General features: G+C 68.7%; 13 protein-coding genes and 1 pseudogene. All 14 read left to right on the forward strand.

Translation table 11 applies throughout. The features are described 5' to 3' along the window. The first annotated feature begins 387 nt into the window (after positions 1–387). The 14 genes and pseudogenes from ACVW19_RS25540 (at position 388) to ACVW19_RS25605 (ending at position 21,854) form a co-directional block, all read left to right on the forward strand. Positions 388–2,433 carry an APC family permease gene (locus ACVW19_RS25540; protein ID WP_457462081.1) on the forward strand — a complete coding sequence of 682 codons (2,046 nt, stop codon included), beginning with the start codon at positions 388–390 and terminating at the stop codon, positions 2,431–2,433. Positions 2,434–2,500: 67 nt separating this feature from the next. After that, entirely contained in the window at positions 2,501–3,829 is a 1,329-nt protein-coding gene (locus ACVW19_RS25545) for a class I SAM-dependent RNA methyltransferase (RefSeq protein WP_457462083.1), read from the forward strand. 265 nt (positions 3,830–4,094) lie between these two features. Further along, complete coding sequence (locus tag ACVW19_RS25550; RefSeq protein ID WP_457462084.1) at positions 4,095–5,234, forward strand: hypothetical protein; 1,140 nt, start codon at positions 4,095–4,097, stop codon at positions 5,232–5,234. Between the two features lie 163 nt (positions 5,235–5,397). After that, positions 5,398–6,006 (forward strand): hypothetical protein, encoded by a 609-nt coding sequence (locus tag ACVW19_RS25555; protein WP_457462085.1) that lies wholly within the window; start codon positions 5,398–5,400, stop codon positions 6,004–6,006. Further along, positions 6,000–7,421 carry a hypothetical protein gene (locus tag ACVW19_RS25560; protein WP_457462087.1) on the forward strand — a complete coding sequence of 474 codons (1,422 nt, stop codon included), beginning with the start codon at positions 6,000–6,002 and terminating at the stop codon, positions 7,419–7,421. Before ACVW19_RS25555 ends, ACVW19_RS25560 begins: the two co-directional genes overlap by 7 nt. A gap of 752 nt (positions 7,422–8,173) precedes the next feature. Further along, a complete protein-coding gene (locus tag ACVW19_RS25565; protein ID WP_457462088.1) occupies positions 8,174–9,415 on the forward strand; it encodes an IS256 family transposase in 1,242 nt (413 codons plus the stop codon). A 30-nt stretch (positions 9,416–9,445) separates the two neighbouring features. After that, a pseudogene (locus ACVW19_RS25570) lies at positions 9,446–9,547 on the forward strand (IS3 family transposase); the annotation flags it as partial. Positions 9,548–11,135: 1,588 nt separating this feature from the next. Beyond that, positions 11,136–11,567, forward strand: a complete 432-nt coding sequence (locus ACVW19_RS25575) for a hypothetical protein (RefSeq protein WP_457462090.1) — start codon at positions 11,136–11,138, stop codon at positions 11,565–11,567. Next, positions 11,557–12,222, forward strand: a complete 666-nt coding sequence (locus ACVW19_RS25580) for a hypothetical protein (RefSeq protein ID WP_457462092.1) — start codon at positions 11,557–11,559, stop codon at positions 12,220–12,222. Before ACVW19_RS25575 ends, ACVW19_RS25580 begins: the two co-directional genes overlap by 11 nt. Positions 12,223–12,224: 2 nt before the next feature. After that, positions 12,225–16,997 carry a putative T7SS-secreted protein gene (locus tag ACVW19_RS25585; protein WP_457462094.1) on the forward strand — a complete coding sequence of 1,591 codons (4,773 nt, stop codon included), beginning with the start codon at positions 12,225–12,227 and terminating at the stop codon, positions 16,995–16,997. A gap of 7 nt (positions 16,998–17,004) precedes the next feature. After that, the gene (locus ACVW19_RS25590) at positions 17,005–17,766 is read left to right on the forward strand and encodes a hypothetical protein (protein ID WP_457462095.1); all 762 of its coding nucleotides are present in this window, start codon (positions 17,005–17,007) and stop codon (positions 17,764–17,766) included. Positions 17,767–17,810: 44 nt separating this feature from the next. After that, on the forward strand, positions 17,811–18,614 hold the full coding sequence (locus ACVW19_RS25595) for a hypothetical protein (protein WP_457462096.1): 804 nt from the start codon (positions 17,811–17,813) through the stop codon (positions 18,612–18,614). A gap of 1,331 nt (positions 18,615–19,945) precedes the next feature. Continuing rightward, positions 19,946–20,686 carry a glycoside hydrolase family 11 protein gene (locus tag ACVW19_RS25600; protein WP_457462098.1) on the forward strand — a complete coding sequence of 247 codons (741 nt, stop codon included), beginning with the start codon at positions 19,946–19,948 and terminating at the stop codon, positions 20,684–20,686. A gap of 736 nt (positions 20,687–21,422) precedes the next feature. After that, positions 21,423–21,854, forward strand: a complete 432-nt coding sequence (locus ACVW19_RS25605) for a hypothetical protein (protein WP_384202814.1) — start codon at positions 21,423–21,425, stop codon at positions 21,852–21,854. Positions 21,855–21,869: the final 15 nt, after the last annotated feature.

Here is a 21,869-nt window from a genome sequence, read left to right on the forward strand (position 1 = left end):
GTCCGGGCCGCCTGAGTCCAACGTATCGGCACGGCGGGGCGATCAGCGGCGGGTGATGCTGCGTACGCTCGCCAGGGTCAGAATCCCCAGGCCGAGAAGCGCGGCCACGGCACCGATCAGTTCGGCGGACGTGTGCATGGAACCTCCACGGAGGGGCAGCGGACGGGGCCCAGTCATATAGGCATGGAACCAGCGCCTCCCGCGGAACCCGCAGCGCCACCACCCCGTGTTTTCACCCGGAGAGCAGAGGCGCCCGCCCGTGCCGCGTCCCGCGGCACGGGTCCCGTTCAGAACCCGTTCGGAACCCGTTCGGAACCCGTACGGAAGCCGTATGGATGTGAGCGGCGGGCGGGTGTCCCCGTGTTCGAAGGCATACGATCCTCAGTTGTGTCCAAACTGACCGACGTGCCCAAACGCATTCTCATCGGGCGCGCGTTGCGCAGCGACCGCTTGGGCGAAACGCTTCTGCCCAAGCGCGTCGCACTCCCCGTCTTCGCCTCCGACCCGCTGTCGTCCGTGGCGTACGCGCCCGGTGAGGTCCTGCTCGTCCTCTCCGTCGCCGGTCTGTCGGCGTACCACTTCAGCCCCTGGATCGCGATCGCGATCGTCGCCCTGATGGTCACCGTGGTCGCCTCCTACCGGCAGAACGTGCACGCCTACCCCAGCGGTGGCGGTGGCTACGAGGTGGTGACCACCAACCTGGGCCCCAAGGCCGGCCGGACCGTCGCGAGCGCCCTGCTGGTCGACTACGTCCTCACCGTCGCCGTGTCGATCTCCGCCGGCGTCGAGAACCTGGGTTCGGCGATCCCGTTCGTCGTCGAGAACAAGGTGGCCTGCGCCATCGCCGTGATCGTGCTGCTGACGCTGATGAACCTGCGCGGCGTCCGGGAATCGGGCACGCTCTTCGCCATCCCGACGTACGTCTTCGTCACCGGCGTCTTCACCATGATCGCGTGGGGCGCGTTCCGCGGCGTGGTGCTCGGCGACGAGATGCGGGCGTCGACGGCGGACTTCGAGATCAAACCCGAACACCCCGGCCTGGCGGGCTTCGCCCTGTTCTTCCTCCTGCTGCGCGCCTTCTCCTCCGGCTGCGCCGCGCTCACCGGCGTCGAGGCGATCTCCAACGGTGTCCCGGCCTTCCGCAGGCCCAAGTCCAAGAACGCGGCGACCACGCTCGCGCTGATGGGACTGCTCGCCGTCACCATGTTCTGCGGCATCATCGCCCTGGCCGGCACGACCCGTGTGCGCATGGCCGAGAACCCGGCCACGGACCTCTTCCACAACGGCGTACCGCTGGGTCCGGACTACGTACAGCACCCGGTGATCTCGCAGGTGGCCGAAGCCGTGTTCGGCCAGGGCAGCCTGCTGTTCCTCCTCCTGGCCGCCGCCACCGCACTGGTGCTGTTCCTCGCCGCGAACACCGCCTACAACGGATTCCCGCTGCTCGGCTCGATCCTCGCCCAGGACCGCTACCTCCCGCGTCAGCTGCACACCCGCGGCGACCGGCTCGCCTTCTCCAACGGCATCGTGCTGCTCGCCGGCGCCGCCAGCGTGCTGGTGTGGGCGTACGGCGCCAGCACGACACGCCTGATCCAGCTCTACATCGTCGGCGTGTTCGTGTCCTTCACCCTCAGCCAGATCGGCATGGTCCGGCACTGGAACCGCCTGCTGGCCACCGAGAAGGAGCAGGCCAAGCGCCGTCACATGATCCGCTCCCGGGCCATCAACGCCTTCGGCGCCTTCTTCACCGGCCTGGTCCTGGTCGTCGTGCTCATCTCCAAGTTCACCCACGGCGCCTGGGTCGCGCTGCTCGGCATGTGCGTCTTCTACGTGACCATGACGATGATCCGCCGGCACTACGACCGCGTCGCCGAGGAGGTCGCCGCACCGGAAGAGCCGAGCGACGACATGGTGCGCCCGTCCCGGGTCCACTCGGTCGTCCTGGTCTCCAGGATCCACCGCCCCACCCTGCGCGCCCTCGCCTACGCCAAGCTGATGCGCTCGGACAGCCTCGAGGCGCTCAGCGTCAACGTCGACGCGGCGGAGACCCGGGCGCTGCACGAGGAGTGGGAGCGGCGCGGCATCGATGTGCCCCTGAAGGTGCTGGACTCCCCGTACCGCGAGGTCACTCGGCCGGTCATCGAGTACGTCAAGAACCTGCGCAGGGAGTCGCCGCGGGACGTGGTGTCCGTGTTCATCCCCGAGTACGTGGTCGGCCACTGGTACGAGCAGCTGCTGCACAACCAGAGCGCGCTGCGGCTCAAGGGCCGGCTGCTGTTCACGCCGGGCGTGATGGTGACCTCGGTGCCGTACCAGCTGGAGTCCTCCGAGGCGGCCAGGCGGCGCGCCCGCAAGCGGGCGGACTGGTCGGCGCCGGGTTCGGTGCGGCGCGGTCCGGCGGAGCGGTCGAAGGACTCCTCCCCGCACACGTAGACTGGACGGCTGTTGTCGCGGGCCACCGCCCGCATCTTCGCCCCCGATGTTGTGGAGTCACCCCGCCATGCAGGCAGAACCGAGGAAATCGCTGGTGGGGGAGGAGTACGAGGTCGAGGTCGGCCCCGTCGCCCACGGCGGACACTGCATCGCCCGTACGTCCGAGGGACAGGTGCTGTTCGTCCGGCACACGCTGCCCGGCGAGCGGGTCGTCGCGCGGGTGACCGAGGGCGAGGAGGGGGCCCGCTTCCTGCGCGCGGACGCGGTGACGGTGCTCGACGCCTCCAAGGACCGGATCGACGCCCCCTGCCCGTACGCCGGGCCCGGCCGCTGCGGCGGCTGCGACTGGCAGCACGCCAAGCCGGGAGCGCAGCGGCGGCTGAAGGGCGAGGTCGTCGCCGAGCAGCTGCAACGGCTCGCCGGACTCACGCCCGAGGAGGTCGGCTGGGACGGCACGGTGGTCCCCGCCGAGGGCGACAAACTCCCCGCCGGCCAGGTCCCGGCGTGGCGCACGCGCGTGCAGTACGCGGTGACCGCCGACGGCCGCGCGGGACTGCGCCGGCACCGCTCGCACGAGGTCGAGCCCATCGACCACTGCATGATCGCCGCGGAGGGCGTCAGCGAGCTGGGCATCGAGAAGCGGGACTGGACGGGCATGGACTCCGTCGAGGCGATCGCCGCGACGGGCTCGCAGGACCGCCAGGTCGTCCTGACCCCGAAACCGGGCGCACGCCTGCCCCTGGTCGAACTGGACCGCCCCGTCTCCGTCCTGCGCATCGACGAACGCAACGGCCAGGTCCACCGCGTCCACGGCCGCCCCTTCGTCCGCGAGCGGGCGGACGGCCGCACCCACCGGGTCGCAGGCGGCGGCTTCTGGCAGGTCCACCCGAAGGCGGCGGACACCCTGATCACCGCGGTCATGCAGGGACTGCTGCCCCGCAAGGGCGACACGGCCCTCGACCTGTACTGCGGCGTCGGCCTCTTCGCGGGTGCCCTGGCCGACCGGGTCGGCGAGCAGGGCGCGGTCCTCGGCATCGAGTCCGGCAAGCGCGCGGTCGAGGACGCCCGGCACAACCTCGCCGACTTCCCCCGTGTCCGCATCGAGCAGGGCAAGGTCGACTCCGTCCTGCCCCGCACCGGCATCACCGAGGTCGACCTCGTCGTCCTCGACCCGCCCCGCGCGGGCGCCGGCCGCAAGACCGTGGCCCACCTGACCTCCCTGGGCGCCCGCCGCATCGCCTACGTCGCCTGCGACCCGGCCGCCCTCGCCCGCGACCTGGCGTACTTCCGGGACGGCGGGTACCGGGTACGGATGCTGCGCGTGTTCGACCTGTTCCCGATGACGCACCATGTGGAGTGCGTGGCGATCCTGGAGCCTGCCGAAAAAGGCCGCTGACCTGCGACTTTAGTCGATGCGCATGATGTGCGCTATGGGCGTTACGGGCGATATCTTGACGCTCAAATGACGCTCTCCGAGGTATCTTGACGCTCATTTGACGCTCGTTCTGATCGCGTGTCAGGTGAATCTCGGGATGCCGTGACCTGAGCTGCAGCGTGGGCTGAGGAACGTGCGTGGGCGGCCACGGTCCTGCCCGAGGGGTAGCGCGCGCGTCGGATCGTCGGGTGGGTTCGCTTGTCGGCGCGTACGGTGTGTGCCACGTATGACCGTGTACCTGCGCCGTTCGAGAAAGGGTGGCGATGCCGCGGTGCCGAGCGATTCACCGTCGCCGTACAGCGAGCGTCCCGTCGCTCAAGCGCGGAGGGCGAAGGCGCGGGAGTTGGTCGAGCGGCTCGTGGCCGAAGGGCGCGTTCGATTCACGCACCCGAGCGACGACGAGGTCGCGGAGTGGCGGCGCGTCGTCAATTACGCGAAGCGGCACGGCATGGAGCCGGAAGGCCGCCGTATCGAGAAGGTTCCGTACGGTGGGCTCGGCCTGGAGTTCTTCCTTGCGGAGGGCCCGCATCCCAACGCGCGCAGTCAGCGGCCGACGGCGAGCGGTCCGGTTCCCGTGCCCGCGCGGCTGGTGCGCCTTCATCCGGCTGTGGCTGCGCTCAGGGACGACGACCAGCACCTGGTGATGCCGTCGGCGTTGCGCCGCAGGTCGCTCCTGCTGCTCCAAGGGCTGGCGGCTGAAGCGAAGCGGCGAGGTTACGAAGTCAGAAAGGTCCGGTCCCCGTTCTACAGGCGTGAGGGCGGGGTGGACGTCGTCGTTGACGGCTTTGCCTACACCGTCACCGTCAGGCAGGAGTCCCCGCAGTCCACGAATCCGGAGCGTTCCGCGCGCCTCGTTGTGGAGGTCGCGCACGGACTGACCAGACGGTCGGGACGCTGGCGTGACCGGAAGAACAGGTCGCTTGAGCAGGCCCTGGGCGTGATCCTCGCAGAGATCGAAGAGCGTGCGGTCGAGGACGCGAAGCACAGAGCGAACGATGAACGTAAGCGACGGGAGCGTGAGACCCGCTGGCGGGCAGCCGTGGAGGAGGCGAAGGAACTCGCGCTCCGGGAGCAACTCGCTGCGGTGCTGCGCGAGGAGGTCGGACGATGGCGTGAGGCTGCCCTGATCGGGGAGTACTGCGATGCCCTGGAGCGACGTCTTGGAGCGCTGGAGGCGGACGGTGACGAACAGCCCACGGGATCGCAGCGTCGTTGGCTGGAGTGGGCACGCCGGTACGCACGGGACATCGACCCGCTGCGGCGGCCTCCGGGTATGCCGACGCTGCGTGAACCGACGCCGGATGAGCTGCGGCCGTACCTGAAGGGCTGGAGTGCGTACGAGCCCAAACGCCAGGCTGAACCGTAGAACGCGGGGTTCGATCGCGCCGGCGCGCAGGTGGGCGAGCGCCTTGCCGCTCGGCGGCGACGAGAGGCGTCGCTGCCGCAGCGTGGCCGGCGCCCACGCGCGAGTGGTCGCCAGGTTCCTCGCACTCTGTATCGGAGATGGTACGTAAAGATACTCTTGCGCTGTGCCGGGTGAAGAAGAGCACGTAAAGGGCGCCGAGGCGGTGCAACGGGTCAAGCGCTGGCTCGAAGGCACCATGCGTGTGTCCCAGTCCTACACCAACCTCGAGGGCGTGTGGGCGCGGAAGCTCACCCTGCGGTGGCCGAACGGGAACGAGAAGCCCTTCTCGTACGACCTTGGTGGGGTCATGCGGGGCGGCGACTGGGACGGCCAGATGTTCTGCGCCGAGGTGAAGTGGCGGCGGAACGCGAGCGACCAAGGCCCCGCCTGCAAAAGCTTCCTGGCCAAGTGCTACGTGGCGCTGAGCCAGGGGTACATGCTCGGAGACCACTACATGTGGATCAGTTGGGCACCCTTCCGCGCCAACGACTGGGACCAGCTCACCAGCCCCCAGGCGATCCGAGAGGCCGTACTCGCAGAGTCGCTGCGCATCTTCGGTATCGAGGATCCCGAAACGGCTGCAGAGTCGATCAAAGATGAGCTGCTGGTGGACTTGTCAGAGCGACTCTGGCTGGTCGTGATGTCGGAGAAGCAAGAGAAGCTGGTTCCGTTGGACGACTGGCGCGGAGTCGTGGCCAACTTCTACAACAGCCAGGGGAGGTCGGCATGGTGACGCTGATGGCGCCGGAGATCAACAGCGCGCTCGACCACCCCGATCCTCGGCAAGCGGTCGAGCGCGTCAAGGATGTGGTGCAACGACGTCTCCTGGACGTCTATCCCACAGCCCGGATCGTGCGGACGGACTTCTTCAACCACACCTACGTGCCAGATCTGTTGATGACATGGAGCTCCGGCGCTCACCGCTCCGAACGGCGGGTCTACCTTCGTGCCTCCGGCGATCCTGGACTTCTGGCTTCGGATGTCCAGCTTCTCGAGCGCGAGCAACAACCGCTGGTCGTGCCCCTCGCCCACTTGGGGACTGGGCCCGCACGGGAGCAACTGGAAGCCGTTGCCGAGGAACGTCACACCCTTGTGCTCGATCCCTCCGGGCTCGGGGCACTGCCGGCCCGCACCCCCACGAGGACACCGACGGCTCTGGCATCCGACGCGATCGTCGAGGGTGGCCGCGGCGTCATGGGAGCGGGCCAAGTCGACCGCTTCCTGTACGCGGTCGGCACAGGCGTGGAGGCAGCCCGCGAAGGCCGAACAGAACCCACTCGCCTGGCCCTCTCCCAGGTCTCCAGGCACACGGTGCCCGACATCTCGCGCCGTATGTCCACGTTGATGGCGGCTATGTGGCAGGGAAGTGGCCGGTCACTGTCGGAGTTTCCGGCCAGTGTGCCCCACCTGGCGTCTCTCGACGAGACCTCGCTGAACCTGCTGCTGGCCTCTCCGGAGATCGCGGATGCGGGATTCTGGCGACGTATCCGACCGCTCGTGGACGCCAGGACTCTCCTGCGGACAGACATCACGGACACCCCCAACCTCCAGCACTTGATGCGCAGCGCGGTGCAGACGTGGAAGGGGCACGTCTGCATGGTGGTGGAACCGGAGCCCGCGAGAACCGGCGGCGCGTGGCGCTGGGCCATCGAGGATGGGCATCTTGGCCTGCACGGTCCCGGATTCGTGGCCTACGTGGCTTCCAGTCGTAAGGATCTCCACGTTCCCGAAGAGTTTGACGCACCCCTACTGGCGGAGGTTCGGGAACGCGCCGCCAGGTTTGCCATCCCGTTGACATCTATCCGCATGCTGATGACCAACCGCAGTATCGGCTATGACGCACCGGGTGAAGACGTCACTCATGACCCGCAACTCGACGGTATTAGCGCTGCGTTGGGACAGGAAGAGGGCGTGATCGAAGCGCGGGCTTTGACATCTACCCGCATTCCCCTGCGATGCAACTTCGTCAGTAGGATTGCCAGCCCGCCGGGAGCAAGGGCGCTCGTTCCCTTCGTTGAATTGCTGGGTACTACACTTCGGCTATTCCTGGGCTTGAATGCTGAGGAAGCGGCACAACTTGAGAATCTACTTGAATCCGGTGAGCCGATGTCAGCCCGCTGGGAGCAAGCCGATCTGTTCGACGCTTGATTCCTGAGGCTCGCTGCCGGGCTTTCATGCACTCTCGGGCGGAATGTCGAGGGCATCGCGCAGGGCGCTGAGGCGACGCGATAGAGCAGGTGCTTAGAAGGCGCCTGCTCTGTTCCTCGGCATCGGCAGGCGGGCGAGCGTGCTGGTAGGGGGGTCTCCTCTGTGACGCTGGGGGTGTGGTGATTCGCCGACGGCAGACACATCGAGTCCGCAACGGACTGGAATAGCACGGCGAAGCAAGCAAACCTAGAACGGTCCGGAGGAGCGCGTCGATGCCCAACTGTTCCTGCATGCACCTGGATGCCGGGAGCGTGCGGGCGGGGGCAACATAGCCGACGACCGCCGGTTAGCCAAACCGGCGATTCCACAGACCATTGAACCTGTCACGCGGTTCTTCGTGTGGGTCATTGAGATATTTCCCCGAAGAGTTCGGAGTTCAGAGCTGTGTCTGTCGACGTAATGGACGAAAAATGGTTGCTTTCCGCGGAGCAGGTTCGATCGCTGCTCAAGTGGATACGTGGGTACGCGGGTGCCAATCGCTCGGTGTACCCCTTCATGCTTACCGTCGCCGAGCAGGCTCTGCGTCCGGGTGAGGCTCGCGCCTTGATGGCGTCTCTTGTTGTGGTGTAGCCGATCAAGTGGGGGGCGTGCGCCGGGGTGCACGGGGCGGGGAGCTTCCGCTCCCTGCCCATGAGGCGGGCCACCATGCAACTCTCCTTGGCAAACGGGCAGTTCAACCCAGGAGGTGCACGGTGGCCCTGTCCCAGCATGACTTACTCCGGCTGCTGGAGTCACTACGTTCGGCGGATGGGCTCGAACTCGTCCGCGGTGTGGCCGAGCGGATGCTGCAGGAGTTGATCGAGGCCGAGACCACTGCCCGGATCGGCGCGGAGTGGAACGAGCACACCGACACCCGCACTGCTTTTCGCAACGGCCACCGGGACAAGACGCTGACCACCCAGGCCGGCGACCTGGACCTGGCCATCCCCAAGCTGCGGTCGGGGAGCTTCTTCCCCGCACTGCTGGAGCGCCGTCGCCGGATCGGCCAGGCGCTGTACGCGGTCATCATGGAGGCTTACGTCCACGGCGTGTCCACGCGGTCGGTCGACGACCTGGTCAAGGCCCGCGGCGCGGACACCGGGATATCCAAGAGTGAGGTCTCGCGGATCTGCCAGGACCTGGACGGCCAGCTGACCGTGTTCCGCAGCCGGCCCCTGGATCACGTCCGCTTCCCGTACGTGTACCTGGACGCGACCTACTGCAAGGCGCGGGTCGAGCACCAGATCGTCTCCCGCGCCGTGGTCATCGCCACCGGGATCACCGAGGACGGCGGCCGGGAGGTGCTGGGGGTGATGGTCGGCGACAGCGAGACCGAGGTGTTCTGGACCCAGTTCCTGCGCTCCCTGCGTGAACGCGGTCTGACCGGGGTCCGGCTCGTGATCGGTGACCACCACTCCGGGCTGGTCAAGGCCATCCGGAAGGTCATGCTCGGTGCGGCCTACCAGCGCTGCCGGGTCCACTTCCTGCGCAACGTGTTCGGCGTGATCAACAAGGATGCCGCGGAGATGGTCGCCGCGACCATCCGCACGATCTTCGCCCAGCCCACCGCCGACGCGGTCCGCACCCAGCTCGACACCGTCGCCGACATGCTCGGCACACAGTTCCCGAAGGTCAAGGCGATGCTGCTGGAAGCGAAGGACGACCTGACCGCCTTCGCGGTCTTTCCGGAGCGACATTGGAAGAAGATCCAGTCCACCAACCCGCTGGAGCGGATCAACCGCGAGATCAAGCGCCGCACCGACGTCGTCCAGGTCTTCCCCAACGACGACGCGCTCCTGCGGCTGGTCACCGCCGTGCTCTTCGAGCTGCACGACGAGTGGATCGCCTTCCCCCGCCGCTACCTGCCCGAGGGAAGCATGGACCAGATCTACCCCACCGAGCGCCCCGAAAGCGCCCCCGCGCTACCCAACACCACCAACACAACGTCTGATTGATCGGCTACACCACGACAAGGGACATGACCCGAGGCAAACCTCGCGCTCTTCGAGTACATCGACGGCTTCTATAACAGTCGCCGCATCCAGGGGAAGCTCGGCTGGCTCAGTCCCGTCGAGTTCGAGGAGAAGTACTACGCCAACCAGGCAACGGCCGAACAAGTGAACCTGGATCCCCGTCAACCCCTCCTGACCAGCTAGTCAGCACCTCCCGCACAGCGGGGGAACCTCATTGACCTGGCCTTTTCCGAGACTCGCTCAGGCCGACATCTTTCCGGTGACGTCGCATGTTGAGTGTGTGGCGATTCTTGAACCCGCTGCAAAGGGGCTCTGACCTACGGTTTTCTTGGGTTCCTCAGGCGCGGCCCGTTGTGCTCGGCGTGTTTCCCCGGTGGAAACAGTTCGAGGTGTGAGGGCGTGGCCCTATGGGCTCTGGCCTGGGCTTTTCCGGTGCGGTGGCGGATGGGTGCCTGGTCTGCGGACGGGGCGTCCTGGAAGTCCTGACGCTGGGAAGACGCCCGTTCTGACGGGCTTTCAGGTGGGGTGGTGCGCAGAAAACACGGGCGGCTGTCAGGGGCGGGGCGGGTGGCCCAGACGCTGCGGCCGAACTCGTCGCCCGTATCGCCGACCGGCTCGACTTCCCCAGCCCCACCCACTTCAGCAAGTTCTTCCACCGGCACACTGGCCGGTCCCGGATCTGGACTCCGGCGGCAACCGGGAGCCGACGCTGAACGCCGGGCTGATGAGGTCGGTAACCGGCCCGTCCTTGTCGATGCCGACGGCGGACGGATGACGCGGGAGGACGGATGACGTGGGATTCACGTGCCGCCCGTGTGTCGACGTCGACGAGGGAGCGAGGAAGTGTTCGACCTTCCGTCGCAGCCGCGGCGGATCCCCCCCCACGAGGCAGATGTGAAACCGGGCATCCGCTTCGAGCTGGGCGGTGCTCACGCGGCCGGCGTCCCGCTGGGTGGTGTGACCGATCAAGACGTCGGAATCCGCAGGTCGGATGGCGTATCCGCCAACCCGAGGGTTCAACTCGTCACGGCGGGGCGTCTTGTGGACTGCCGCCTCTACGGAGATCGGTCTGGGGCCGTGTGCCGGAACGCGTAACGCTGGGTCCCCCGCACCACGACGCGGGAAGCAACCCAGTGGGGTACTGCTGTGCAGCCGGTTCGGCCGGCGCGCTTCGAGGCCCGCTCGGCATGGAGAAGGCTGACCATGCGCGGACGCGGTGACTGCGGCAGTAGCACTTCACGCCGGGCGGCAAGCGGGGCACACGCGGATGCTTCCCGGCCATGCGCTACCCCCGTCGGCGCATCCTGCTCGGCTGACGGCCGTCGGACGCGGAGGCCCTCGAAGGTGCTGAGCGGCCGACGAGGCCGAGGAGGAGAAGGTGTCCAACGGTTGAGCTCCGAGGACCCGTTCCGGGAACCGGCACGCGGCTCGCGCTCGACCCACGTGGCGGCGCGGGCCTCGCCGTTCGTCCGGCGTGCCGTGTGGGACACACCGGGGTGAGCCCCCTGCGTCCGGCGCACCGGCCTCCGTTCGCAGGGGCGCCGTGGCCGTCGGTGCGGTTCAGATCCCGTGAACCTCGGTGCCCGGATCAAGGGAGCCTGGCGGGGCCCGGTCGAGTTTCACGAGAACCACCGGCCCCTTCGCGCGCGTCGTGCTCTACGGTGCCATCGGTCGCGCAGGGCACCGGAGCGGGGAGGGTTGCGTGGAGCAGGCGAGGACGGCGTTGGCCGAGCGAATAGCCGAGCAGAGGGCGGGGCTTGGCGATCCTCGGGCGCTGATCGGTGAGATGCGGCGGTCGGTGCTTCTGGTGCCGTCGGTGGACGGGCGGTTGTGGAGCGCGCATTCGGGTGGGGTGCGGTGGGTGTGTGCCTTCACGGACGAGACGGCGCTGGCCCGGTTCGCCGTGCATCACGGGCCGGGGGACCGGTCGATGGACTACGCGGCGCTGCTGGGGGCGTGGATCGTGGACGAGATCGTGCCGGGGTTGGGGGAGCCGGCCGGGCTGGCGGTGGACATCGCGACCGAGGACGGGTCGATGTTCTTCCCGCCGGTCGCGGGGGTCGTGCCCGACCAAGCTGCCGTCGACACCGTCGACGCCGGCTCGGACGGGAAGGGGGACGGGCGTGGCCGCTGAGGACGTGGACCTGAATCTCGATGCGGCGTCGGTGGCGAAGTTCACCAAGGGGGTGGGCGCCACCATCGACGGGCTGGGGGAGTTGGGTGGTGCCACCGGTTCTGTCATGGGCAAGGGCTTCTCCGGGTTGTCGATGACGGGGATGGAGGCCGGGCACCACGGTTTGTCGGTGGACTTCGAGGACTTCTGTGAGCGGTGGGAGTGGGGCGTGCGTGCCTTGGTCAACGACGCCAGCCAGATCGCGAACCGGCTCGGTCTGGCGGCGGGCACGCTGTGGGAGCACGACCAGTACGTGGCGGGGTCGTTGAAGGTGGGGGTGAACGCCCTGATGGGCGGCAATCCGCACGCCTCGGAGGAGGAGATCACCCAGCAGGGGTGGGGTGAGGTGTTCACGCCGGACGCCTTCGACCCGGACTGGAGCCGGGAGTCGTTCGAGCAGGCCGGTGAGGACATCGAGCAGACCTGGAAGGACACCGGCCGTTCGCTGTTGACGGAGGGGCGGGGCGGTCAGCAGGCCGAATGGCTCAACGAGCGGCTGGGCATCGACGAGAACGAGTGGAACCGGGCGTTGGACGAGACGTTCGGTCCGTCGCCCGAGGAACGCGCCCGACAGGCGCAGCAGCAGGGCGGTCCGGGTGACGGCGGGGGCAACTGAACGTGGGCATAGGCGACTTCATCAAGGACATCACTCCCGACTCGGTCGAGGAGGCGGTCGAGGACGGTGTCGAGTGGCTCGGCGACCGGGTCGAGGGCGCGGGGAACTGGACCGCGGACCGGCTGGACGAGGCCGGCTGGGAGTCCGGCGCGGACTGGGTGCGCGAGCAGTCCCGTTCGGTCGCGAACCGGATGGGCGCCGAGGTCGACGAGATGGACCTCGGGGACACCGAGGACAAGACGAAACTGGTCTACGGAAGTCCGGACAAGATCCGCTCCACCGCGGAGAAACTCCGCGGCTTCCAGAAGGCGTTCGACGACGCGGGCGGCGGACTGAAGGGACTGGACCCGGCACGGCTGAAGGGGGAGACGGCCGAGGCGCTGCGCAAGGCGGTGAGCACCCAGCCGCCGAAGTGGTTCGAGGGCGCCGACGCCTGCGAGAAGGCGGCCGCCGCTCTGGAGTCGTTCGCCTCCACCGTGACCTGGGCGCAGGGGCAGGCGCAGACGGCGATCGACAAGTGGAAGGACGGCGTGAAGGCGTCCGAGGACGCCGCCGACGCCCACCGCAAGAAGGTCGACACGTACAACAAGGCCGTCGACCGCTACAACGCCCTGCCCGCCGACGAACGCGACCCCTCCACGCTTCCCCCTTGCCCGGCTCCGACGTTCGACGACCCGGGCAAGAAGCTGATGAAGGAGGCGCAGGAGATCCTGGCCGAGGCGCGCAAGCAGCGCAACACCGCGGCCGAGACGGCCCGCACGGCGGTGCGCGCGGCCCGGGACATGGCGCCTCAGAAGCCGTCGTACACGGAGCAACTCGGCGACGGCCTCCAGGAGTTGCAGATCATGGGGGACCACGTCGGCGGCGGCATCATCAAGGGCACCGCCGGGCTGGTCAACTTCGTGCGCGGCATCAACCCCCTCGACCCGTACAACCTGACCCACCCCGCCGAGTACGCCACCAGCCTCAACAGTCTCGCGTCGGGCCTGGTGCTGGCCGCCAACGACCCGGTCGGCACCGGCAAGCAGATGGTCAGCGACTTCATGAAGGACCCCTATGAGGGCTTCGGCCGTCTGCTGCCCGACGTCGCGCTGACCGTGGCCACCGGCGGGGGAGGCGCCGCCGTCAAGGGCGTGCGCATCGCCGCCGACGCCGCCGACGCCGCCCGCGTGCGCCGCCTCGTCGACGACGCGCCCGACGGCACCCACAACCGGCCCGATGACAGCCGCACCACCGACGGCACCGACCCCGTCGACCTCGCCTCAGGCCGGATGTTCCTGCCGCAGACGGATGTGGAGATCCCCGGCATCCTGCCGCTGGTCTTCACCCGCCGCACCGAGTCCGGCTGCACGGCCGGCCGCTTCCTGGGATCGTCCTGGACCTCCACCGTCGACGAACGCCTGGAGATCGACCCGGTCGGCGTCGTCCACGTCACCCCCGACGGCCTGCTGATCACCTATCCGCACCCCGCCCCCGGAACCCCCACCCGCCCCGCATCCGGCCCCGCCCGCAGCCAGCTGGCCCGTGACGCGGACGGCGACTACACGCTCACCGACCCCGACACCGGCCTGGTCCGCCACTTCGCCGCCCCGGCCGGCGCCGAACCCGCCGGCGACGGAACCGCCTGGCTGGCCTGCGTCACCGAACGCAACGGCCACACGATCACCGTCGACCGCGCCGACGACGGCCTGCCCACGGCCCTGGTCCACTCCGCCGGCCATCAGCTGAAGCTGACCACCACCGACGGCCTGATCACCGCACTCCACCTGGTCGACGGGGGCGAGGACGGCGCCGGCCTGCCGCTGATGTCCTACGGCTACGACCAGGACGGCAACCTCACCGCCGTCACCAAACCCTCCGGCGCGACCACCACCTTCGTCTACGACGACCGCCGCCGCGTCACCGCCTGGATCGACTCCAACGGCAGCCGCTACGACTACGTCTACGACGACCGCGACCGTGTCGTGGCGGAGGGCGGCGAAGCCGGCCACGTCCAGATCACCCTGGCCTACACCGAACCCGACCCGGACACCGGCCACCGCACCACCACCCTCACCACCGCCGCCGGACACGCGACCCGCCACGTGTTCGGCCCCGGCTGCCGTCTCCTCGCCGTCACCGATCCGCTCGGCCACACCACCCGGTTCACCTACGACACACGCGGCAACCTGCGGACGCGCACCGACCCGCTGGGCCTCACCACCGCGTTCTCCTACGACGAGGACGGCCGGGTCGTCTCCGCCACCCGTCCTGACGGAAGCGAACTGCGTACCGTTCGCGGCCAGTTCGGTCTGCCGGTGGAGGTCGTCGGGCCGGACGGCGCCCGTATGGTCCATGAGTTCGACGAGCGGGGAAACCGCACGGCGGTCACCGACCAGGCCGGCGCCACCACCCGCTACACCTACGACCACGCCGGTCGCCTCACCTCAGTCACGGACGCACTCGGAGCCGTGACGCGCGTGGTGTGCGACGCGGCGGGGCTGCCCGTGGAGGTGACCGGTCCCGGCGGCGCCGGCACGCGCACGCAACGGGACGCCCTCGGCAGGCCGGTCCGCATCACCGACCCGGTGGGCGGCGTCACCCGCCTCGAGTGGCACGCCGACGGGCAACTCGCCCGACGCATCGGCCCCGATGGAGCCACGGATTCGTGGACCTACGACGGCGAGGGCAACCTGCTCACCCACACGGATGCGTCCGGTGGTGTCTCCCGCTTCGAGTACACCCACTTCGACCTCTTGGTCGGTCGCACCCGACCCGACGGCGCCCGCTACGAGTTCGAGCACGACGCCGAGCTGCGTCTCACCCGCGTCATCAACCCGCAGGGACTGACCTGGACCTACGAGTACAACGCCGCCGGCGACATCGTCTCCGAGACCGACTTCGACGACCGCGTACTCACCTACCGGGTGGACGCCGCGGGCCGGCTCGCCGCCCGCACCGACGCGCTCGGCGGGACCATCTCCTTCGAGCGCGACCAGCTCGGCCAGGTGGTCCGCAAGGACGTCGACGGCCAGGTGACGAGCTACGCCTACGACAGGGCGGGCCGCCTGCTGGAGGCGGCCGGACCGGACAGCGAACTCCGCTATCAGTACGACCGCCGGGGGAAGGTCAAGACCGAACTGGTGGACGGCCGCCACGTCTCCTACTCCTACGACGCGCTGGGCCGCCGCATGCGCCGCACCACGCCCACCGGCCACGTCACCTCCTACGCCTACGGCGCTGACGGACGGCCCCACCGCCTGACCAGCGGCGGTCACCGCATCGCATTCGCCCACGACGCCGCCGGCAGGGAAGTCACCCGCGTCTTCGGCGACACGATCACCATGACCTCTGCCTGGGACGAGGCAGGACGGCTCGCCGCGCAACACATCACCGCCGGAGTTCGCGTCGTCAACCAGCGTGCCTACTCCTACCGCGCCGACGGGCATCCCACCTCCGTCATGGACCGGCTGTCGGGCACCCGCACCTTCGACCTCGACCGGGTGGGCCGGGTCACCGCCGTCCACGCCCAGGGCTGGACGGAGCGGTATGCCTACGACGACGCCGGCAACCAGACCTCGGCGACCTGGCCGGACCGGCATCCGGGCGGTGAGGCGACCGGGGAGCGGACCTACAGCGGCACCCGTATCACCCGCGCCGGAGACGTCCGCTTCGAGTACGACGCCCTCGGCCGGGTCACCCTGCGGCAGAAGACCCGCCTCTCCCGCAAGCCCGACACATGGCGCTACGCGTGGGACACGGAGAACCGCCTCACCTCCGTCACCACCCCCGACGGCACCCGCTGGACCTACCGCTACGACCCGCTCGGCCGCCGCATCACGAAACAGCGTCTGGCGGCCGACGGCACCAGCGTGGTCGAGGAGACCCGGTTCACCTGGGACGGCCTCACTCTGTGCGAACAGACCAGCCACCAGCCGGACGTACCGCACACGGTCGCCCTCACCTGGGACCATCGCGCCGACGTGCCCCTCGCCCAGACCGAGCGCATCCTCACGGCCGACGACCGCCAGGAGGAGATCGACCGGCGGTTCTTCGCCATCGCCACCGACCTGATCGGCACGCCGACCGAGCTCATCGACGAGACGGGCGACCTCGCCTGGCGCACCCGGAGCACGCTCTGGGGCACCACGGCCTGGGCCCGTGACAGCAGTGCCTACACGCCGCTCCGCTTCCCCGGCCAGTACTACGACCCCGAGACCGGCCTCCACTACAACTACTTCCGCCACTACGACCCCGAGACCGGCCGCTACACCTCCCCCGACCCCCTCGGCCTCGCTCCCGCCCCGAACCCCGTCGCGTACGTGGACAACCCGTACAGCGGGTGCGACCCGCTGGGCCTCATGCCCAAGTACACGAAGGAGGAACGGGCCCAGAAACGGATCAACAAGGTACTGGACGCCATCGTGGAGGAAGCACAAGACGGCGGGTTCAGGAAGCGCCACGACTACCACGGAGACACCCGGCACGACTTCAGTGACGAACGGGTCGTCGAAATCCTCAAGAACCCGGACGCCGTGTACCACTCGACGGGCACGGCCGGGACGTTCACCTTCCGGCAGGGTAACGACATCGTGGTGATCGACGGCCCGGGCCAGACCCAGGGCCAGGCCATCACGGCGTACGGTCCCTCAGGCGTCAAGGGCGACTCCGGGGCCACGGCGCTCGGCGGGAAACCCACTGACCCCGGCGCCCCGGTGACGCACGAGGACATCGTGAACGGCAGGATTCCCGCCAAGGACGGCCGCTTCCAGCCTCCGGCGGTACAAATCAGATGAGGCAGTGATGACGACGAAACTGAAGTTCGACGGCGGCTGGTCCGCGGCGGTGACGGGCGAGCCGCTCGACCTCGTTCCCCGTCTCATCGGCACGTCCCTGATCGTGTCCCCTTATGCGGACCGGGTGGAACGGGAGAGGTTCTTCGCGGACACGTTCGGCAGCCAGGACGTGCTGTGGGACCTCCCCGACGTCTTCCGCTTCGCCCCGGGCGACCGGAAGCTGGTCGGAGCCGAGTTCCGAATTCCGGAGGAGTCAGCCTCGGCCGAGGACTCGGCCCGCGTTCCCGTCATGCCCGAAGTACGCCCGGGCGGTCTGCAGGCGGACGAGGTCAAGGACTTCCGGCACGAGATGTGCACGGTGCTGTGCCGCGCTCCCGGTGATGCCGTGCTGACCTGCCTGCGCGACCTCGACGTCCTCGACCAACCACTCGACGCCCGCATCGGAATCGCCCCCGACGTGGCGCTCCTCGTCCAGCACGGCACTGTCGTCGGCTGGAGCCTCACAGACCCCGCGCGCTACCTGACCACCGGCTTCGCCGCCCCCGACCCCGCTCCCCCCGTCCCGGCCACCCGCCGCCTGCTCACTGAATGCCTGGACCTGGTCACCGCGGTGCCGGTGGTCGACGGCCTGGTCGACGGCGAACCGGCCGCGCTGGCCCGTCTCCAGGCCGCCGACGAGGCCCTGCGCGTGCAACGCGAGGACCGGCACCGGGCCGACGCCCTGCTGGAGTTGATCGCCACCTACGTGGAGGACTACGGGAACTGGTGAGTGGGGGGAAGGTTCCAGGGAATCATCGACAACGGGTTCTTGCGGTGACCGGTCCAGAAGGCGGGGAGTCATCGGACCCGAGCAGGGTGCTCGATCCGGACGGCGCCTTCGCGTCGGACTGGCTGCGTGCGAAGTCGGTGGCCCCGATGCCCGTAGGAGCGAACATCGACGCGGCGTTGACCCGCAGGATTCAGGCCGGCTGTCGTGCTGTGGGGGCCTCGCACCTCCTCGCCACGGGCCTCGCCGACGCGACCGCGGCGACGTCCCGGCTTCCCGCGGACGCGGACTTCACGGGCTTGCGCCCGCCCCTCCTGCTGCGCACGCCCGACGCGCGGGGAGCCGTCCTCTTCCCCGAGGAGGGCTACGCGCTCATCGCGGGGACCACCGCCTTCATGGCCTCGGCCGTCAGCGAGGGCACGGACTCGGCCCGCGCACGCTTCGGCCGTCACGCACGCTCGCTCAGGGAACGTCATCCCTCGCTCGCACCCGTGGCTGCCTCCTATCCGCCCGGTGATCGCGCCTGGTCCAGGCTCGGCGATGTCGACCCGGCCAGCGCCACAGCACAACAACTGGCACTACTGGAGGCGTTCACCGAGGCCGGAACGTGCGGCGCACCGGACTTCGCCCACGGCTGGTGGGACGCTCGGCGGGCCTCCCAGACGAACGGGGAGCGGGTCCGAGGCGCGCTCGGTGATCTCCTGGACGAAGTGTTCATGATCCTCGAGGAGTACTCGGTCGACCCCGACCTCGCGGAACCCGGTGACCTCGACGACGCAGGACTCCGGAGCGCCGTGTGCGCGACCTGGGAGGCGTTCCGTCGCCGCACGACTGACTGGAGCCGTCCGTAGACGGCCTTCCGGGCACGGACCGGAGCAACACCTGACCTGACCCGCCGAAACGATACGGTCCCGACAGGCCGTCCACGAGCGCCGTTGTCACGGGCCCCGGCCGGCAGGAAGGGACCTGTCGGCCCCCGATGCAGGGGTTCGGGAAACCGAATCCCGCTCGTCGGCAGCGAGTGCGTCCGGTCGACCGCGATGACCGCCGCGCCGCCGCCCGCTCCGCGCCCTGCCGACCGGTGCCGAGCCAGTACGTCCGGTGCCAGGGGATGAGGCCACATGTGATTCGGTCGACATGATGACCCGGGCCGTGACGCTCGTTTGACGCTCCGGGTGTCCGAAAGGACTTCCAGTCGGGTCGGAAACAGTCGTTGACCTGCTGCTCTCTCGGCTTCCTGGCATGGTGACATGTTCCCGATGACGCACCACGTGGAGTGCGTGGCGATCCTGGAGCCTGCAGCAAAGGGCCTATGACCTGCTGTTTCCTAGGCTTGTGTGGGGGATCACGGATGCAAGGGCCCGATTCCGCATGGACGGGAGTGCATCGTCTCGACGCTCATTTGACGCTCGACCTGACCGGGCATCAGATGGGTGGGTGCTGCTGGTCTGCCGGATGCCGATACCTCGATTCAGTCCGCCCTGTACTCGGCTGGTCGGGCCTTCGACGGGGCCGGCGGCCGTGAGGAGCGGGAGCGGGTACAGGCTGCTGTGGGCGTGGGCCAGGTCGCAGCGGAAGGTGATGACACTGTTCCCGGGTCATCCGCTGAAGCCGGCGACGGGTGGTGTGCTCGCTCGTCCCGGCCGCCCCGCGGTCGAGGGAACCGAGGCGTTCGTCAGAGTGAGGCTGACGGATTCGAGGGTCCGCGCGTGGCACCGCCCTCGAGGTGGGCGACCGTCGCGGATCTCGCCGCGTCGTACGCGGTGACCCAGGCCAGGCCGTTCGCGCAGTCGTTCCCGGTCGGCCGCCGCAGTCGCGTCCACGCCCGTTCGAAAGTTTCGAATGTCGCACACATGCTTGCGTTGTGTCTCTCCCTCATCTCATTCCATCCCTTGCAATGGTTCGCATGAGAGGTGACTTGACCAGCGAAGGCACACTCACCAAGACCGCTCTTGGTTGAAGAATTCTTTCCGAAAGGCTGCCGAAAGTGTTGACAGGGTCATGGCGTTCTACGAAAACTGTGGCCACCGAACGGCAGGAGAACGTCGTTCCCCTCGCGTCATGTGACCGGGGACGGCGGTCGGTCGTTGCGGCACGACGACGGGCGGCCCCCGCCGTGTTCCATGCAAGGCCGCGGGCGGCAGGAGCCGCCCGCCCCCACCAGCCTTCATCGGGAGGACGCATGCAGCAGGACGGCACGCAGCAGGACCAGATCCAGCAGAACCAGATCCAGCAGAACCCCGCTCCCTTCAGCGGCTTGAGCCGACGAGGCTTCCTCGGCGGCGCCGGCACCGTCGCGCTCGCCACCGTGTCCGGACTGCTGCTGCCCGGCACCGCCCACGCCGCCACCACCATCACCACCAACCAGACCGGCTACGACGGCATGTACTACTCGTTCTGGACCGACGGCGGCGGCTCCGTCTCCATGACGCTCAACGGCGGCGGCAGCTACAGCACCCGGTGGACCAACTGCGGCAACTTCGTCGCCGGCAAGGGCTGGGGCACGGGCGGGCGCAGGACGGTCCGCTACACCGGCTACTTCAACCCGTCGGGCAACGGCTACGGCTGTCTCTACGGCTGGACGTCGAACCCGCTGGTGGAGTACTACATCGTCGACAACTGGGGCAGCTACCGGCCCACCGGCGAGTACAGGGGCACCGTCCACAGCGACGGCGGCACGTACGACATCTACAAGACGACCCGGTACAACGCCCCCTCCGTCGAGGGCACCCGCACCTTCGACCAGTACTGGAGCGTCCGGCAGTCGAAGGTGACCAGCGGCTCCGGCACCATCACCACCGGCAACCACTTCGACGCCTGGGCGCGCGCGGGCATGAACATGGGCCAGTTCAGGTACTACATGATCATGGCCACCGAGGGTTACCAGAGCAGCGGAAGCTCGAACATCACGGTCAGCGGCTGACCTCTGTCCGGCGAACAACCGGCTGCGGGCCCCGTCCTCGTAGCGGGCCCCGCAGCCGTGGCGAACTCGCCACCGCGGTGGAGGTGCCCCCGGCCGAAGGCTGGGGGCGGGCCGACCGGTTCGACAACCAACACCTCCACACAGCGATCGGGATGGCCTCCCGCCGAGTGGTGCAGGAGCACAAGGCGCGAATCCGCAGGCCCCCGTCGACGTCAGGGCTTTCCGGGCACGTGACAAGTGGCGACGTGCCGGCCTACTGGTCGGGCGGGCGCTTTTCCGCTACCGCCCGGGTCGGACACGCGGCCTCGTACGTGTGCGACGCCGGGACAGGCGCCCGCACCCCGGGCGTGACACACCATTTTAAAAGCGTGAGCACTTTGGCCGCCACTGTTCTGATGAGGCTCATTCGAGAGCTCTGATGACACCTGTCCGCCGACTGCTCACGCTTTTCCGCACGGCATCCGTCCCCGGCCCCGCAGAGTCGGCGCCGGGGACGGATGACCCTGCACCCCCCGGCGGGACACCATCTGGGGCCGCATCTGTCCTCTTCGGGCAGGCGGGGGAGGTCGGCTCCACGGGGCATGATTCTGTCGGGATTCGATCGTTGTCGGCCGGGTTTCGGGGAATCAACTGCCGGCCGCCCCGTGGGCGGGTGATGATGCAAGTGACAGGTGGTCAGGTCGGTGGCCGTGCGAGTACGGGGGAGTGGCCTGCCCGGATGGACTGGGGGAAATTCATCACGTTCGAGCAAGAGTGGGCCGAACTGCGCGCGGCGGCGGCCAAGCGGACTGCCATGCAGACCAACAGCATTCCGGCCGACGGCGGCAAAGGCGGTGGTGGCGGGGCCGACCTGGTGGTCAATCGGGACGACCTCGGCGCTATCGGCAATGACGCGTACGACCTGCTGGGTCGGCTGGCGAAGGAGGGCGACATCGCCCGTGCCTCCACGTTCGAGGCGGCGACGGCGCTGACCAACGGGAACTTCGTGAGTGGTTCGGCCGTGCTGAAGGTGCACGACTTATGGCAGACCCACCTGAAGACGCTGCTGGACGCCTGCGCGCGGATCTCGAATCACCTCGATTACAGCAAGGCCCAGCACGCCAAGGACGAGGCGAAGATCGAGGGAGAGCTGACGCGGATCTCCGTGCTCACGGAGTACATGAACTAGGGCTCGGGGGAGCGC

It is taken from the genome of Streptomyces sp. TE5632, assembly GCF_054061295.1.